Source organism: Sulfurospirillum sp. SCADC (genome assembly GCF_000743525.1).
In the GTDB taxonomy this organism is placed as follows: domain Bacteria; phylum Campylobacterota; class Campylobacteria; order Campylobacterales; family Sulfurospirillaceae; genus Sulfurospirillum.
This window is the reverse complement of the sequence record NZ_JQGK01000015.1, coordinates 14,466-30,917: the sequence shown is the minus strand read 5'-3', so window position 1 is coordinate 30,917 and position 16,452 is coordinate 14,466. Positions and strand designations below refer to the sequence as shown.

Sequence of the window (16,452 nt, the reverse complement as noted above, 5' to 3'; positions counted from 1 at the left end):
GTAATCAATCTGTAATGATTTTAGTGTAAGCGGGAAATGTAGTATAAGTTCACTTTAAATCTACTAAAGATGCTGAACGTTTGGCTAGCTCATGTGTTTAAGTTGTTGCCTTAAGTCCACCAAAAGGGCATTTTGACGCATGGAGACGTACTCTTTTAGTTTGGATTTCATAAACGTATTTGTTTGAAGATTGACCACAATGGTTTCGTTAATAATGCTAAAAATGGTCGCTTTGGCGGAAACCATCGTTAAAAAGCCTTTTTCACTGGGGATATGAAAGGTGATATCAAACTCTTTTTCCACAAAATCTTGGTGAATGATTTTTTCAATATTCTCAAGCTTTACATGTAAAACCACAGAGCTCTCTGAGATCGTCTCAAGCATGCCATCAATGAATTTAATTTTATTGATCAAGAGGGTTGCATTGATGGGTTTTTGAGGTTGAACCCTGATGTAACTTCGATCCAGTGGGGAAGCATCTAAAAACTCCAAATTGGCAAGCACGACCAAGGTTTTAGCTGGATCAACTTTGATGATTTTGGCTTTGATGATGCTTGGGATTTTGTCGTGTTGAATAAAGGTAAAACTCTCTTTCGTGTAGTAGAAAATTTTGGGTGTCATGACCTTGATCTGCGCGATACCCTCATCAAACTTAGCAATCGTTGTGATCTCTTTGATGGGAATGCCGTTGTAAAGATTGTGCAAGGTGACGGTATTTTCTTTGCGTAAGATGGAGGCTAAGACATCATTTTTATTTTGGGTCTCGTAAAAGTCAAAATCCAAAGTGCCATAAAAGATCTTTTTACGGCTTGAGAGGCGTGACATGACGTAGTATTTATCCAAGCGGTCTAAGAGCGATTTGTAGCTATCGGTCGCATCAAAAAGAGTGAGCCCTATGTGTTTGATCTCTATTTTAAAATTTTGTTTGATGGAGTGTTCTAGTTTTTTGAGCACTTTTTTGGCATGGTGAATTTTAATCTCGCGCAAAACGATCAAAAAAGTGTTCACACCTTGCTGTAATAGCGTGTGAAAGCCAAGTTCTGTGTGAATAAACGCGATGAGATCTTTAAAGAAAAAGCCATCTTCCAAGTCAACTTCAAACCCAAACTTTACAATCGAAAAAGAGCTTTGGTGCATTTTGGCATAGGCGATATTCGCCTCGATAATGCCTCGATTCAAATAAGTGTTGATGGATTCGTAGCGGCTGGTCATAGCAACTCCTGGTTTAATGATCTAGGATCAATGAGCTAAATCGGCAATCGTTGAGAATTTTGTTGGACAGCTCTTTTTCTTAACCTTGTATAGATGAAAAAGGCGTTAAGATTATACTGAAATTGACAAACAAATGTGAGAAGAATGATGAGCCAGAAATTTGAAAATGATTTAAAACGATTTTACGATCTTTTAGGTGAGCGCCAAAGGGAGCTTGGGAATTACTTTAGTATTGTGGAGTCACAGACATATGATAAACGTATCGAAGCATTTATCGACACCTTTTTACAGAGCGTTGAGCTTTCGTTGATTCGTGAAAACAGGGTTGCAGCACTCACGCGACTGATCAACCTTCGGGATGAACAGCTCGTGCAAGCGTTGGAAAAAGAGGGAAAAGATGAGGTTTTCATCACTCAAGCGAAAGAAAAAGCCTATCTTTGGGCGAGTGAATTTTACATCAAATCACACGGCGAGCTTTTAGCACTTGTGGATAAAGAGTGGCTTTTTTCACCGTTTTACCGACGCATCTTGCGTGGGGTTCATGAGGTCGGTCTGGCTTTAAGCAGTTGGCAATCTTCGTGGAATGAGCACATCATCAACACGATCAACCCTCTTTTGGAACTCGAATATAACAACGATCAAGAAGCAATCGCACAGATGTTACATGTAAACGGCTTACTCGATTCTGCTCCCAATGGGGAAGAGGGTGATCGTTCCTATTCGGTGCTTGAAAAAGTGGAGGGCGGTTACGTCGCCAAAGCCTATGCAACAGCGTTTGCAAAAGAGGTTCAGCAGGTTAGAAGTGCGTTGCAGGGTTTGTGCGACGATCTGTGCGAGATGGACGATCCTGATTGGGATCACAAAACGTTTTACATTGACTATTTTAGAGCGCTTGATGAGGCGTTTGGGGAAGAGGAGCGCAGTGAACTGATCGCCAAATGGGCGGAAGTGGATCGCAGATGGATGAAAATCACCACGCCGATTCAGATCGGGCATCCTTTGGAATACTACGAAGATCACTACAAAAAAGCGGTCGCCTTGGAGTGGGATGTCAGAGTCTCTAGCCCTGAAAACAAAGCGGCGTATGGCACGTTTGATCGCATTTTAAATATGTTTACCACATTGTTTGATCAAAACGGTGACAATGCTTTACATGTAAAAGAGAATGTCCTCTCAAATCTCAAGCGTGTTCAGCTCTACATCGGGCGTCCTGCGCTGTTTTACGCCGCGGAATTTAACGGGCTTTTCTCCGCGCAAGTGGTTCCCAATGACGAAACGGTCAGCCAAGAACTCGGCAAAAAGATCTTTGCTTTTTCGGATAATATCTTGGATTCTCTGCGTGCGAAACCCTTTTTAAAAATCAACCAGCAGGTTTTTGGCAAAGCGTTTATGGACGCGGAACGTGAGATCATCTTTCATCAAGCGTCGTTATGGCATCAAGTCTATGAAGTGAGCACCATCGGGCATGAGTTTGGGCATATTTTATGGATGGACCACGACACCGAAACGCGGATGAATCAAAGTGGCGTGTTTAAAAACATCGAGGAGTTTAAAGCGACTACGGGTGGCTTGGTTGCGTTTTTTATGAAGGAAGATGAAACGCTTAAAATGGCGCTGTTACGCGATGTCATCAAGCGCTCGGTTGGGCTTATCGCGTGGATGAAAACGGGCGAAGTGGAGCCCTATTATTGTGAAGGGTTGATCCATCTGAGCGGACTCTTTCACAGTGGCGTCTTGGCGTTTGATGAAACCTTAACGATCGATCTTCGTGTTGAAACGTATGAACGACTCAAAGCGTGGTACCTTCAAACCTATACGGAATTGTTGCAGCATTACCTCGCAAAACGGGATGCAAAACTCTTTTTGGAGCGTTTTACATGTAAAGAAGGTGGCGTTTACAGACCCAATGATGAAGGGATTCAGAAGTTTGTGGACTATTATTGGGCGTTGCACCAACGTATGGGACGTGACATTGATGAGAGTGTGCATCGCGAAGAGTGGCTGTAAAAATTATGTCAAAATTATGTCTTAAAGACGGAGATTACTTTAATATTTAAGTGCTATAATTTGTGCTTCATTTTGAGTGGGAGAAGAGACGTGGACGCACGAAAAATCACAAAGGTATTGATCGCCAATCGCGGAGAGATCGCGCTTAGAATCATTAGAGCATGTAAAGAGTTGGAGATTAAGAGTGTGTGTGTCTTTTCAACGATTGATGCGAATGGTGTTTGGGTTCGTAAAGCAGATGAGAGTTATCTGCTCAAGGGCGATCCTATTCAGGTGTATCTGGATTATAAAAAGATCGTAGCACTTGCCATCGAGGTTGGGGCAGACGCGATTCATCCAGGATACGGCTTTTTATCTGAGAATGCTGATTTTGCGCAGTATTGTATCGATCATGACATTGCTTTCATTGGTCCAAAGCCGGATCATATCGCCCTTTTTGGTGACAAAATGGCATCAAAAATTGCCATGAAAGCCGTCGGTGTTCCCGTGCTTGGCGGTACCGATCAGCCCATTCTTGAGATGGATGCGGCGATTCGTGTGGCACGTGAGATTGGTTTTCCTGTGATCATCAAAGCCGCTTTTGGCGGTGGTGGAAAAGGGATGCGTATTGTCAAAAAAGAGGAAGAGTTTATTGCGATGTTTGAAGCTGCCACCAAAGAGGCAGAGCGCTTTTTTGGCAGAGGCGATGCGTTTATTGAAAAATACGTGCAAAATCCTCGCCACATTGAAGTCCAAGTCATGGCGGACAAATTTGGCAATGTAATTCACTTAGGCGAACGCGACTGTTCGATCCAACGTCGCCATCAAAAAGTGGTGGAGATCGCTCCGAGTCCTAGGCTTAACCCAAAAGTGCGCAATGAACTGCTTCGCGCGTCTAAAAAAGCGATGTTTAAACTAGGCTATGAGAGCGTGGGAACGGTGGAGTATTTGGTCGATGAGGACGATAATTTCTTCTTTATCGAGATGAACACGAGGGTGCAAGTGGAGCATACGATCACGGAAGCGATTACAGGCATCGACATCGTTCAAAGTATGATCCGCATTGCGGAGGGCGAACCGCTTCCTACGATGCAAGAAGACATTAAATTTCGAGGCTACGCGATTGAGTGTCGTATCAACGCGGAAGATCCTAAAAATGGTTTTATTCCCTCTTCGGGTCGCATTACAACCTACCTCTCTCCCGGCGGTCCTGGTGTGAGACTTGATGCCATTGGCTTTAAAGATTATGTGGTGCCAACGAATTATGATTCCATGATCGGTAAAATGATCGTTGTGGGCATTGACTGGGATGGCGTGGTGCGCAAAGCTAGACGCGCACTCGATGAGTTTATCATCTCTGGCATTCCGACGAATATTCCCCTGCATCGTCAAATCGTGCGGGATGAAGATTTTAAAAATGGTCTCTTTACCACGACCTATTTGGATCAAAAATTGCCAACCTTTACCCTCGATGCGATTCTTGACATCGAAGAAGATGAGATCAAACATGAGCACATCGCGGCGATTGTGGCGGCACTTAAAAATCAAGGCTTGTAAGATCATCTTTGAAAGCGGTATGCTCGGCGTACCGCTTTACATGTAAGGCTTCATCCATGCAAACGATCTCGCTGTTTCACCTGCTGTACCTCCTTCCACCGCTTGTGTTGGTTGCGTTTTTCTATGCCCGTTGGGTCGGAGAAAAAACAGAGATAGCCGTTGCAACGCTTCGCATGAGTGTTCAGCTCATCCTCATTGGTTACGTACTCACCTCACTTTTTAGCACCAACTCACTGTGGCTTTTAGCCCTTTTGATTGCCGTGATGATCGCGGTGGCTTCACTGATTGCAAGACGCAATATTCGCGTTCAAACGTTTCAAAGTTATCTGGTGATTTTGGGGAGCATCACCGTGGGTGGCACACTGAGTCTTGCCCTTGTCTTATGGGGTGTTTTGGAGCTTGAAAATTCTCTTGATCCGCGCTATGTCATTCCTCTAGCAGGTATGATCTATGCCAATGCGATGAATGCAATCTCGTTGTGTGCGGAGCGTTATGACAAAGAGCGTGAGCATCACAGCATGGAAAAAGCGCGCGCCATCGCGTTTAAAGCTTCGATGATTCCTCAGATTAACGCGTTTTTAGCCGTGGGCTTTGTTTCACTACCAGGTATGATGACGGGGCAAATTCTTTCCGGTGTCGATCCTCTCATTGCGGTGCGTTATCAAATTGTCGTGATGGCGATGATTTTGAGCAGCGGCGCGATCAGCACGATTTTGTACCTGCTTTACCAAACGCGCACACCAAGGTGACGTTAAATTTCTTCGTCACTTTTGTCACACTTTTGGTTTCGCGTAAGGCGGTATGTGTTACACTTTTAATGCCTCTCAAATGAATTGACTAAAGGTCTATCATGCAGTTTCGATCTCATTTTGTGTATGGAATACTAGCCGTTATTTTCGGAATGACCTCTCTGGTTGGTAGCGACATTTCACTCTACGCCGTCCCCAATCCTCCGTTTAGTTTTCGTGATAAAGGGGCTATTAAAGGCTTAAGCATCGATCTTTTGGAAGCGAGCCTTGTCTCTTTACGACCCCAATTTTCCCAAGAAGAGATTGAATTTGATGCGTGGAATAAAATGTACGATGAAGCCCTCAAACATCCTAAATCTTACTTGGTCACAGCCGTAAAACTCAAAGAGCGAGAGCCCCATTTTTACTGGTTAGGCCCTGTGGCGACGGTGAAACTCGCGGTCATTACCAAACGCGGAACGGATCTGCCCAAGGGAAAGACGACGTTAGACATTTTGCGTCCACTGCGCATTGCGACGATTAAAGAGACGTCGTCTGAAAAATTGCTTTTTCAAGAGATTGGCGAAAAGCATGGTCTGAACATCACCCGCGTTTCAACACCGATTCAAGGTTATAAAATGTTGGAGTACGGCAGAGTTGACGCGCTTGTCTACACTGATGTGCCTTTTGTGTACCATCTGATCAGTGAAAATCAAGACGTTGCGCAGTACCGCTTGGCGCATGTGATTTTAAACACCGATTATTATATTTGTGTGGGCAAAGAGATTCCTAAAGAGCAGATAAACATTATGCAAGCGCAGCTAAACCGCCTTAAAGAGCCTGATGGCAAGGGTTCAAGCCTGTATGAGCGTATTGTCTCCCGCTACCTTAAAGGTGCCGTGCTTCAGCCTTAAAATTTCACCCAAACTTCACGATTTTACCCTATAATACGCGAAACTATTCGAAAGAGGTGGGTATGTATCGTTGGTTACTTTGGGTCTGTATTATGCTGTTTTTCGCAGGGTGTGGCCCTCGTTATGTCATTAAAAATCAGTACATCCCTCCTGCTTCATCGCTCTCTCAACCCTGCCTCAATAACTGTTCGCTGATTCGCCAAGGGTGTCAAGATCAGTGCCAACGCAATTACCAATACTGCCTTGATGACGCGTATGGCAAAGCCAAAGCCGTTGAGATGGATGAGCAGCGAGCATACGAGATGGCATACAGTCGATACCAAATGGACGCGATGCGTTTTGAGATGGAGTTTCGGCGTTGGCAGAGGGATTATTACGATTACAGTCGCGATTTGAGCCATTTTCAAAAAGAGTGTGAACAAAATAAAGACCCCAATGCGTGTAAACGACGCGATGAATTACGTCGCTATATGAACCGCCTTAACCATGAGCGTCCCCGTGAACCTTGGGTGCCTACACGTCCAACCTTTGAGCAAATCTTAGTCAATCAGCAGAGTTTTTGCACGACCAATTGTGGGTGTGAACAGAGTTATGACAACTGTTTTGTCGGGTGTGGCGGACAAGTGATACCGCATAAAATTTGCGTGGAAAACTGCGACTAGCGCTTTTACATGTAATGTTTTAGTAATCGCTTTGGTGTATGATTTGCCCATCAACACAGAGGAATCATACACGATGTTCAATGACAAATGGCAAACATTGGTCGAAGTGGCGGATTTTGCTTTTCAGCCCATTGTCAATATTTACACGGGCAAACTCTACGCCGTTGAAGCGCTGATACGCAATTACGAACCTGCTGGATTTACGACGATTGACTGTATTTTTGACACGGCTTACAGTGAGAAAACACTCTACATGATTGATGTGAAATTGCGCGAAAAAGCGATTCACAAATTTTCTTTGCTACCGTTTTCCAAACACGTTAAACTTTTTTACAATTTGGATAACCGCATCACGATGATGCCTGATTTTAAATCGGGTTACACGTGCGAACTGCTCTCCACCTACGAGATGGACACGTCCAATATCTGCTTTGAACTCTCCGAAAAACACCAAGTGGGAATGTACGCAGGTGTCGATAAACTCGTGCTCAACCTCTACAAACAGCAAGGCTATAAGATGGCGATTGACGACTTTGGTGTCGGTTTTTCAGGGCTTCAGATGCTCTTTAATGCCGATCCGAACTTCATCAAAATTGACCGTTTTTTTATCAGTGAAATTCACCTCAGTAAAAAGAAGAAACTTTTCGTCAGCTCCATCGTTCAAATCGCCCAAGCGATGGGTATTTTCACGATTGCAGAAGGTGTGGAATGCGAAGAGGAGTACATCGAGTGTAAGAAGCTTGGGTGTAATATGGTGCAAGGCTATTTTGTGCAACGACCCACACTTGATGTCCTTGAAATCGCTCCTTCGTACGAACATCTCAAGATGGTTTCTCAAAATGACAAACGTAAAAGTGGCAAGATCGCCAATATTGATAAATACCTGCAAAAAAGCCACACGGTTTTTATTGATTCGCACATTAACGAGGTGTATGATGTGCTTAAAAGCGATAAAAATATCCATTTTGTGCCAGTACTTGCGCGTGATTTTACACCGCTTGGCATTATCAAAGATACCGATATTAAAGCCTACATCTACTCCAATTATGGCAAAGCATTGCTGTACAATATGACGCAAGGCAGCCTTAAAAAGATCATTTCGCATTGTGGAAGGGCGGACATCAACGATCCGATTGAAAAGATTCTCAAAATTTACGCGTTTGATGATGACAATGACGCGATTTTGATCACGGAAAATGAAAAATACGTGGGCTTTTTGAGTTCCAAAGTGCTCTTGGACATTGTTAATGAGAAAAATATTGTCGATGCCAAAGATCAAAATCCACTTACAGGACTCTCCGGTAACCGCATCATTAACGAATTTGTTGCCAATGCGGTGGATGGCAAAGAGAAAGTGATGATGGCGTACTTCGACTTTGACAACTTTAAGCCCTTTAACGATTACTACGGCTTTCGCAAAGGAGACCGTGCCATTACGCTTTTTGCCGACATTCTGCGAAGTTCCGTTGGCTTTGATGAGTGTTTGGTTGGACACGTTGGGGGAGATGATTTCTTTCTTGGCTGGAGTCTTAAAGATGAAGACAGTTTTGAGAAAGTGTATAGCATCGTTTTAGAAATTGTGAGCAAATTTGCCGAAGACATCAAGAGTTTTTACTGCGAGCAAGGACTCTGTTCGGGCTACATCATGGCAAAAAATCGTGATGGCATCATTCAGCCTTTCCCTTTGATGACCGTTAGCGCAGCAGTCATTTGTCACGGATTTGGCTATCAATACGATCTAGACGATAACGAACTCAACGAAATCTTTGGCGTCTTAAAAAAGAGTTCCAAAGCTTCACCGACGCATATTGCGTGCGTGGATTTAGGGGTGATTAAGCACTAAAAAGCTTTTACATGTAAAGCCATTTGACAATTCATTTTAGGTGCGTTAGAATAGTCTTTTTTCATAAGGACGACGATGCACAATCTTCTTGCTCTCTTTGAGCGCTTATCCATTTTATACGCTGAAGATGAAGCGAGTTTGCGTCAAAGTGTGACGCAAACCTTAGAGCTTTTTTTTGGTAAAGTGATCGAAGCAGGCGATGGCGAAGAGGCGTTGGAACTCTTTTTTGAGCACAAGCCTGACATCTTGCTTTTGGATATTTGCATGCCAAAATGCGATGGGCTTACCCTGCTCAAAGAGATTCGCCAATCGCATAAACGCGTTCCTGTGATCATTATGAGTGCCCATGCGGAACCCACGTATTTTCAACAATCCATTGAGCTTAATATTTGCAAATACCTGCTCAAACCTTTTTCCAAAGAGAGCTTTTTAGATGCCTTAAAAACCTGTGCCCTGTGGATGTATGAATGGGGCGAGGGCGGTTTGATCAAAGCAGGGAGTGGCCTTTTTTACGACCCAGAACATGGAACGCTGATGAATGAGGGAGTGTCGTTTGTGCTTACCAAAAAAGAGCGTCTTTTATTTGAGTATCTGCTACGCCAAAAAAATCGTGTGATCTCGTTTGACGCGCTCGAAGAGGCGATTTGGGCAGGAGATGGCGGCAGCAAAGAGGCGCTGAAAGCGCTTGTAAAAGAGCTTCGTAAAAAACTAACCAAAGAGAGCATCGAAAATGTCTTTGGCATCGGATACAAACTTGTCGTACATTAAAGCCCTCTCTACCCCTTCCACGAAGACCAAAACGATGATCTTTGTGTTGATGCTTTTTTTGGCGATGGCGACTATTTTTAGCTGGATGCGCTACGTGGATGTAAGAGATGGCATCGAAAAGTCACGCAAAGATTATGCGACGCAGATTCACAGCATTTATGCGATGACGCTCAAGCGCACGAGTGCTTTTTACCTCAATCGCGCCTACGCCAATCTTGATTCGTATGGCATTAAAGAAGCCCTAGAGTACAAAAATATAGAACAACTCACAGGACTTTCAAGCTTTCGCTGGAATGTACTTAAACAAGAAAATCCTTACCTGCTAGGAATTCGTTTTTACGATGAAAAGCTCTCACTTTTGGCGTATCTAGGCAAAGAGCCTAAAGCAGAAGAGATTGAGCAGCGTGGCGAGGTGCCCCAAGAGCCTCAGATTGGCTTTTTCTTCTCCAAGCATTACGCCGCGTATCATATTATGGTGCCAGTCATCGTGCATGAAAAACGCATCGGGATGTTGGAGTTTGCGATTGCGCCTGAATTTTTTCTCAATGAAGTCGAAGAGTTTTCCAACCTCAAAGGCTACATTCTCTTTAAAGGCGAAGCGTTTGTCCCTACAGATGAAGCACTGCTCGGCATCAGCCTTCAAGATGGTAGAATTTCTCAAAATAAAAAAAGCACGTATATCACGCATGTGATTAGCCTCGAAGGGCTGCTTGGCGATGATTTGGCGCAGTTGCTTTTTTTTCAAGACATCAGCGATCAACAGCAAAAACTCTTGGATGCGGTGTATGAAGCCTTTTTTGTAACGATGAGCATGATGGCGGTGCTTCTCATCATTTTAAATTACGGTTTTAATGTCTTAATCTTACGGCTCGAAGAGAGCGAAGCAAACCTAAAAGAGCTCAATCATACCTTAGAGTTTCGTGTCAATGAAGAGATCGCAAGGCGCATGGAAAATGAACAAATTTTGATGCACCAAAGCAGGCTAGCGAGTATGGGTGAGATGATCGGCAACATAGCACACCAGTGGCGTCAACCGCTGAGTGAACTGGGTGCGACGTTGATGAATCTGCAAATCCTTTGGGAGAAGCAAAAACTCACGACGGCGATTTTTGAGGATCGCATTAAACGCTCAGAAGGGTTGATCGCGTACATGTCCAAAACGATTGATGATTTTCGCAACTTCTTTACGAGCGAAACGAAACAAGAGCGTTACCATGTCAGCGAGGCGATTCATAAATCGCTGGAATTGATCGAATCTGCTTTGAAAAACCATCACATCAAACTGATCCTTTCTCTTGAACAGAGCTGTGAAGTGGTGGGTTATCCCAGTCAATTTGCTCAAGTGATATTAAACATCATCAGCAATGCTAAAGATACGCTTTTGGAGCGTTCTATCAGCGATCCAACGATCTGGATCACGCTTACATGTAAAGAGGAAAAAACGCTGATTTGCATCGCAGATAATGGTGGAGGCATTGCCTTAGAGCCAATCGAAAAAATCTTTGAGCCTTATGTGAGTACCAAACACGCCAAGAGTGGAACAGGCATTGGACTTTACATGAGTAAAACCATCATCGAAAAAAATGCCAATGGTATTTTACGCGCGTACAACAGCGATAAAGGCGCTGTGTTTGAGATCATCCTCTAAAATTTTCTCCCTAATTTCTCTCTTCTGATGGTTATGATTGCTTTTGGAATAGACCAAAAGGAGTTATGATGGATGAGAAAGAGCTGCAACAAAGCCGCAGAGGGTTTGTCAAAAAAACAACCGCTCTTATAGGTGCTGCTGTACTGACTGCCCCTAGTGCCAACGCCATAAGCCTCACCAACCCTGGACGTGAACGTGGCGATGCACGCTACATCGGACAAGAGGGTAAGCGCTTTGGAATGGTGATCGATCTGCGCAAATGCGTTGGCTGTCAAGCGTGTACGAGTGCGTGCAAAAGCGAAAACAGAGTCCCCAAAGAGAAATTTAGAACCTATGTGCCTGAGTATGAACTGGGAACTTACCCCAATGTTCACAAGGCATTTTTACCCCAACTCTGCAACCATTGCGCGGAACCTTCGTGTGTGAGTGTCTGCCCAACGGGTGCGACGTTTGCACGCAAAGACGGCATTGTCGTTGTAGACAGTGAAGTGTGTTGGGGGTGTGGCTACTGCATCAACGCCTGTCCTTATGACAAACGTTATTTCAATCCTATCACCAATGTTGCTGACAAATGTACGCTGTGTGCGCACAGAGTCGATCACGGCTTATTGCCTGCGTGCGTGGAGAGTTGTGTGGGAGGTGCGCGTGTTTTTGGTGATTTTAATGACCCACATTCGGCTGTTTCCAAACTACTTTCAAGCTTCCCAACAACGGTTCTAAAACCTGCTAGTGGAACCAAACCGCGCGTGTTTTACATAGCACTGAGTGGAGAAATTCAAGGCTTACCGTATTCTCCAAACGTATTAGACGATATGGCACGAAAAATTGATGGGATGCCGACTACTCGCGAGTGGTCAACCAAAGGAGAATAAGATGGATTTTGGAACATTACTACATACGATTAGCTCGATAACGCCTGATCGCCCTTGGGGCATTGATATTCCCAACTATTTTTGGTTTACGGGAAGCTCGGCGGCGGCGTTTATTATCTCCAGTTTTGCCCATGTTTTTGGCATGAAAGAGTATAAACCCATTGCGGGTTTTTCGCTTCTGTTAGCCTTTGTGTTGCTTGTTGCTGCACCCATGAACTTGATCGACGATCTTCGCCAACCTGGTCGCATTATCAACTTTTTCTTCTATGGCTGGGAAAATTTCCCCACCTCTCCGATGAAATGGGGTGTTTTGTTGTTAATCGCCTATCCACTGCTCATTTTAGTCGAAGCATTGGTGCTGTACCGTCCTTACTTTTGGTTTTCAAAAGGGATGGTGAGAAGTCAAGAACAAATCGAAAAAGATCACCATTTAGGCGTGGTATTGGGTGCAATCGGTATACCATTAGCACTCAGTGTGCATGGATACACCGGTTATATTTTAGGGGCAGTGCATGCAATTCCACTGTTTCACACACCACTGATGCCCATTTTATTTTTGGCTTCTGCGATGGTTTCTGGAACGGGATTGCTCATCATTTTACTGCCGATTTTTCAAAAATTCTTTACCGATTTTAAACGCGTTGACATGGCAATGATGCAACGTCTTGCGCGTCTTTTGTCATGGTTTATTGTGATTGATCTCGTGATTCGTTTCTTTTGGCTGACCTTTGCCATTACGTTTAACGGTGAAGAAAAATACGCACTCAAACTCTTCTTTGGTGAAAATTTTTGGGAAGTGTTGATCGTGGATTACGTCATCTGTCTTTTGGTGCCGATGATCATCGGTTTTACGAACTATTTTGCACGCTCGTTCAAATGGGTTCTCTTTGCAGGCATTCTCTCAGCGATTGGTGTGTGGATCTTTCGTTGGAATACCGTTATTGGCGGTCAAAGCATTGGTAAAACCACACCCTTTTTGCTTGAATACCATCCGCATATTGTAGGGTTTGATAGCATCGTGTCTGTCCTTTCTAACTGGAGTTTATTGATCGCCTTGATCGCTTTGGTGATGGTGATTTTCCCTTGGGATAAAGAGATGGCAAATTATTATGTGACAAAAGAGGAGCGATAATCATGGAAACATCACGCAGAAATTTTTTAATCGGAACCAGCATCGTAGCAGGCAGTGCTGCGGTGGGTGGGTATCATGAAACACTGGGTAAAGCGATCACGATGCAGCGAAGAGGGGAAAAAGCCAACGATGCGATTTATGGCAATGCGCCACTAACAGAAATCACGCAAAAAGAGGGTGTCATCACCCATTCAAACGATTTTGTGGTTAAGCCAAGTGTCTGCAATGGCTGTACAACCTTTTGTTCGGTACGTGTTAAGATCGACACCAAAAGCGGCGAAGTGGTGCGAGTCTTTGGAAACCCCTACAGTTTGCTTTCGAGTGATCCGTGGCTTCCTTTCAAAACGCCATTGGAAGAGAGCTTTAAAGCAACGTCAGGTTGGAAAGAAAGTGGGCTAGAGATGCGCTCAACGGCATGTTCGCGCGGTAATCTCGTCTATGAAAAGCTCAAAGATCCTTTCCGTGTCACCACACCACTCAAACGTGTGGGCAAACGAGGCGAAGATAAATGGGCAAGCATCTCCATCGAACAGCTCATCAAAGAGATCAGCGAAGGGGGCAATCTCTTTGGCGAAGGTGAGGTGCAAGGACTTAAGGCATTAGCTGATACCAAAACCTTGATCGACGCACAAAATCCAGATTACGGTCCTATTGCCAATAAACTCTGTGTTCTAGGAACGGCGGATGAAGGGCGTCAAAACTACATGGTGCACCGTTTTGTCCAAAGCTTTGGCACGGTTAATTTTATGGGACATACCTCCATCTGTGGACTTTCGATGCGAGCAGGTGAAGCCGCGTATTTGGATGATTTTGTAGGTTCTCCACATCTGAAGCCCGATTTAGAACATTGCGAGTTTTTACTCAGCATCGGAACAGCACCTGCACAAGCCGGCAATCCTTTTAAGCGTCAAGCCAAACTGCTTGCCAAAGGACGCACGAGTGGAGCGCTTCGTTACGTGATTGTCACGCCTATTTTAACCAACAGTGACTCGATCGCCGTTGGGGATCGCTCACGTTGGTTACCGATTAAGCCCAGCGGTGATTTGGCCTTGGTGATGGGCATGATTCGCTTTATTATTGAAGAGGAGCGTTACTTAAAATCTTATCTTGCTATCCCCAGTGATGTTGCTCAAAAGACATTGAACGAGGTTAGTTTTACCAATGCGTCGCATCTGGTTATTATGGAGGGCGCGAAAAAAGGGGAAATTTTAGTCGATGCTGCCAAAGCGGTGCATGTGATTGATAAAGCCGATGGCATGCTTAAAAATGCGGCGAATGTCTTAGAAGCTGATATTTTGTATGAAGGTGAAGTAAGTCTCGAAGGGGCAAAATACACGGTAAAAAGTTCGTTTGTCTTGCTCAAAGAAGCGGCGTTTGAACACTCATTGGATTTTTATGCCAAAGAGAGTGGCGTGGATGAAAAAACGATGGTGGAGCTTGCACATGAATTTACTTCGCACGGTAGAAGTGTTGGCGTGGATTGTCACGGTGGAACGATGCACTCGACAGGATTTTACACGACCTATGCCATTATGATGTTAGGAGCCCTTGTGGGCAATCTCAATCACAAAGGTGGCATGAGTGCGGGCGGTGGAAGATTTAAAGATTTTAATGGAGCATGTTACAATCTTCTTGCCTATGCTGGTAAGCAAAAACCTTTTGGTGCGCGCATCGATAGAGCGAGAATGGCGTACGAAAAAACCAGCGAATACAAACGTAAAGTCGAGCAAGGAATCAACCCTTACCCTGCCAAAGATGCGTGGTTCCCTTTTAGTCCTGCTATCGAGGCAGAGGTGATTAGCAGTAGTGCCAATGCGTACCCTTATAAACTAGGTGCGCTTATAACGTGGAATTCAAACTTTATCTATGGTCAAAGCGGAAGTGAGCATCTTTTACCCCTGCTCAAAGATCCTGCCAAGGCGATTCCTCTGTTTGTTGCAATTGATCCATTTATCAACGAAACCAGTCGCTACGCAGATTACATTGTGCCTGATTCGGTGTTGTATGAGACATGGGGCGTGCTGTCTCCTTGGGCAGGACATTTGACCAAAACAACGCATGTGCGCTACCCCATTTTAAAATCACCCAATGCAACCTTTTCCAATGGCGAGCCTATCAGTATGGATAGTTTTATGATTGAGCTTGGAAAAGCTTTGGGCTTGGCTGGGTTTGGTAAAAATGCGATTAACGGGGTGAATGCGAAGTTTGACTTTGATAAACCCGAAGATTTTTACCTGCGCGCCTTTGAAAATATTGCGATGGATGGAGCGACTCCTGCGCCAGAAGCGAGTGATGATGAGATTGCTCTTGCAGGACTGGACGAATACGTTCCTCTTTTACAGCGCATTTGCACAGAAAACTGGCGAAGGGTCGCGTATGTGATGAGCAGAGGTGGGCGCTTTGCCGAGAAAGCGAGTGCATATGAGGGAGCTAAAATGAGCAATGCTTACAAAAAACCGATTGCCATCTATAACCAAAGCGTAGGCACCGCCTTTAATGCTCTCAGTGGCGAGCCTTTTAGTGGCGTGCCACGTTACTATGCGCCACGATTTTACACGGGAGCGAAGATCGATATGGACTCCAAAGAGTTCAATCTTTTAGCCTTTAGCTACAAATCCAATGTACTCTCCTCCTACTCCGCGTCTGTGGAGAGTTTGCGTGATACACGCTATACCACGTTTATTGATCTGAGCACGACAACGGCAAAAAACTACGGCATTGCTCATGGTGATCACGTGGTGGTGCGTTCACGTGAAGGCAAAGTGCAAGGCATTTGTCGTATCCGAGAGGGCTTACATCCTTTCTCCATCGGCATTGAACATGGCGGCGGAAGAGAGGGCGAAGGAAGCCGTAGCGTACACATCGATGGTCTCCAAAAAGAGGGCAGAATCGCTAGACGCAGTGGTGTGAATATCAATAAACTAGGTCTTTGCGATGCGTCACGTCTGAATATCGCAACGCTCAGTGATTTTGTGGTCGGTTCTAACGCACGACAAGCGATACCTGTGCATATTGAAAAGCTCTAAAATCTTCTTTTACATGTAAGGATTTTCCTTACATGTAATGTGGAAAATCTTCCAATGACTCAACGAACACCGTAACAATTTTGTAATCTCTCAAGAAAGTAATT

12 protein-coding genes are annotated in these 16,452 nt (G+C 44.5%); 11 read left to right on the top strand and 1 reads right to left on the bottom strand.

What is annotated here, in order from left to right; all coding sequences use genetic code 11:
* Positions 1 to 84 precede the first annotated feature (84 nt).
* Positions 85 to 1,212 carry a hypothetical protein gene (locus JU57_RS10040; protein WP_037960449.1) on the bottom strand — a complete coding sequence of 376 codons (1,128 nt, stop codon included), beginning with the start codon at positions 1,210 to 1,212 and terminating at the stop codon, positions 85 to 87.
* Between the two features lie 147 nt (positions 1,213 to 1,359).
* On the opposite strand from JU57_RS10040, the gene ciaB reads away from it, so the two are divergent.
* From ciaB to JU57_RS09985, 11 genes are all read left to right on the top strand, one after another.
* Complete coding sequence (ciaB, locus tag JU57_RS10035; protein ID WP_051906809.1) at positions 1,360 to 3,219, top strand: invasion protein CiaB; 1,860 nt, start codon at positions 1,360 to 1,362, stop codon at positions 3,217 to 3,219.
* A 90-nt stretch (positions 3,220 to 3,309) separates the two neighbouring features.
* Positions 3,310 to 4,755, top strand: a complete 1,446-nt coding sequence (locus JU57_RS10030; protein WP_037960443.1) for an acetyl-CoA carboxylase biotin carboxylase subunit — start codon at positions 3,310 to 3,312, stop codon at positions 4,753 to 4,755.
* Between the two features lie 56 nt (positions 4,756 to 4,811).
* Positions 4,812 to 5,504, top strand: a complete 693-nt coding sequence (locus JU57_RS10025; RefSeq protein WP_037960441.1) for an ABC transporter permease — start codon at positions 4,812 to 4,814, stop codon at positions 5,502 to 5,504.
* A 101-nt stretch (positions 5,505 to 5,605) separates the two neighbouring features.
* A complete protein-coding gene (locus JU57_RS10020; RefSeq protein WP_294877059.1) occupies positions 5,606 to 6,397 on the top strand; it encodes a transporter substrate-binding domain-containing protein in 792 nt (263 codons plus the stop codon).
* A gap of 62 nt (positions 6,398 to 6,459) precedes the next feature.
* Complete coding sequence (locus JU57_RS10015; protein WP_037960439.1) at positions 6,460 to 7,059, top strand: hypothetical protein; 600 nt, start codon at positions 6,460 to 6,462, stop codon at positions 7,057 to 7,059.
* 73 nt (positions 7,060 to 7,132) lie between these two features.
* A complete protein-coding gene (locus JU57_RS10010) occupies positions 7,133 to 8,902 on the top strand; it encodes a GGDEF domain-containing protein (RefSeq protein ID WP_037960438.1) in 1,770 nt (589 codons plus the stop codon).
* A gap of 75 nt (positions 8,903 to 8,977) precedes the next feature.
* Positions 8,978 to 9,670 (top strand): response regulator transcription factor, encoded by a 693-nt coding sequence (locus JU57_RS10005; RefSeq protein WP_051906797.1) that lies wholly within the window; start codon positions 8,978 to 8,980, stop codon positions 9,668 to 9,670.
* Positions 9,657 to 11,318, top strand: a complete 1,662-nt coding sequence (locus JU57_RS13800) for an ATP-binding protein (RefSeq protein WP_294877057.1) — start codon at positions 9,657 to 9,659, stop codon at positions 11,316 to 11,318. The genes JU57_RS10005 and JU57_RS13800 overlap by 14 nt, the downstream gene beginning before the upstream one ends.
* Before the next feature lie 68 nt (positions 11,319 to 11,386).
* Positions 11,387 to 12,190: a sulfate reduction electron transfer complex DsrMKJOP subunit DsrO gene (gene dsrO, locus JU57_RS09995; protein WP_037960436.1), complete on the top strand. Its 804-nt coding sequence runs from the start codon at positions 11,387 to 11,389 to the stop codon at positions 12,188 to 12,190.
* 1 nt (position 12,191) lies between these two features.
* Positions 12,192 to 13,322 (top strand): NrfD/PsrC family molybdoenzyme membrane anchor subunit, encoded by a 1,131-nt coding sequence (gene nrfD, locus JU57_RS09990; RefSeq protein WP_037960434.1) that lies wholly within the window; start codon positions 12,192 to 12,194, stop codon positions 13,320 to 13,322.
* Positions 13,323 to 13,324: 2 nt separating this feature from the next.
* Positions 13,325 to 16,348, top strand: coding sequence for a molybdopterin-dependent oxidoreductase (locus tag JU57_RS09985; protein ID WP_037960433.1), 3,024 nt, complete (start codon positions 13,325 to 13,327; stop codon positions 16,346 to 16,348).
* Positions 16,349 to 16,452 lie beyond the last annotated feature (104 nt).

Excerpts from the sequence above, each read along its gene's own strand:
- ciaB (WP_051906809.1), top strand. The coding sequence starts at position 1,360 with ATGAGCCAGAAATTTGAAAATGATTTAAAACGATTTTACGATCTTTTA.
- JU57_RS10040 (WP_037960449.1), bottom strand. The coding sequence starts at position 1,212 with ATGACCAGCCGCTACGAATCCATCAACACTTATTTGAATCGAGGCATT.
- JU57_RS10020 (WP_294877059.1), top strand. The coding sequence starts at position 5,606 with ATGCAGTTTCGATCTCATTTTGTGTATGGAATACTAGCCGTTATTTTC.
- JU57_RS10010 (WP_037960438.1), top strand. The coding sequence starts at position 7,133 with ATGTTCAATGACAAATGGCAAACATTGGTCGAAGTGGCGGATTTTGCT.
- dsrO (WP_037960436.1), top strand. The coding sequence starts at position 11,387 with ATGGATGAGAAAGAGCTGCAACAAAGCCGCAGAGGGTTTGTCAAAAAA.
- JU57_RS09985 (WP_037960433.1), top strand. The coding sequence starts at position 13,325 with ATGGAAACATCACGCAGAAATTTTTTAATCGGAACCAGCATCGTAGCA.
- nrfD (WP_037960434.1), top strand. The coding sequence starts at position 12,192 with ATGGATTTTGGAACATTACTACATACGATTAGCTCGATAACGCCTGAT.
- JU57_RS10025 (WP_037960441.1), top strand. The coding sequence starts at position 4,812 with ATGCAAACGATCTCGCTGTTTCACCTGCTGTACCTCCTTCCACCGCTT.
- JU57_RS10015 (WP_037960439.1), top strand. The coding sequence starts at position 6,460 with ATGTATCGTTGGTTACTTTGGGTCTGTATTATGCTGTTTTTCGCAGGG.
- JU57_RS10005 (WP_051906797.1), top strand. The coding sequence starts at position 8,978 with ATGCACAATCTTCTTGCTCTCTTTGAGCGCTTATCCATTTTATACGCT.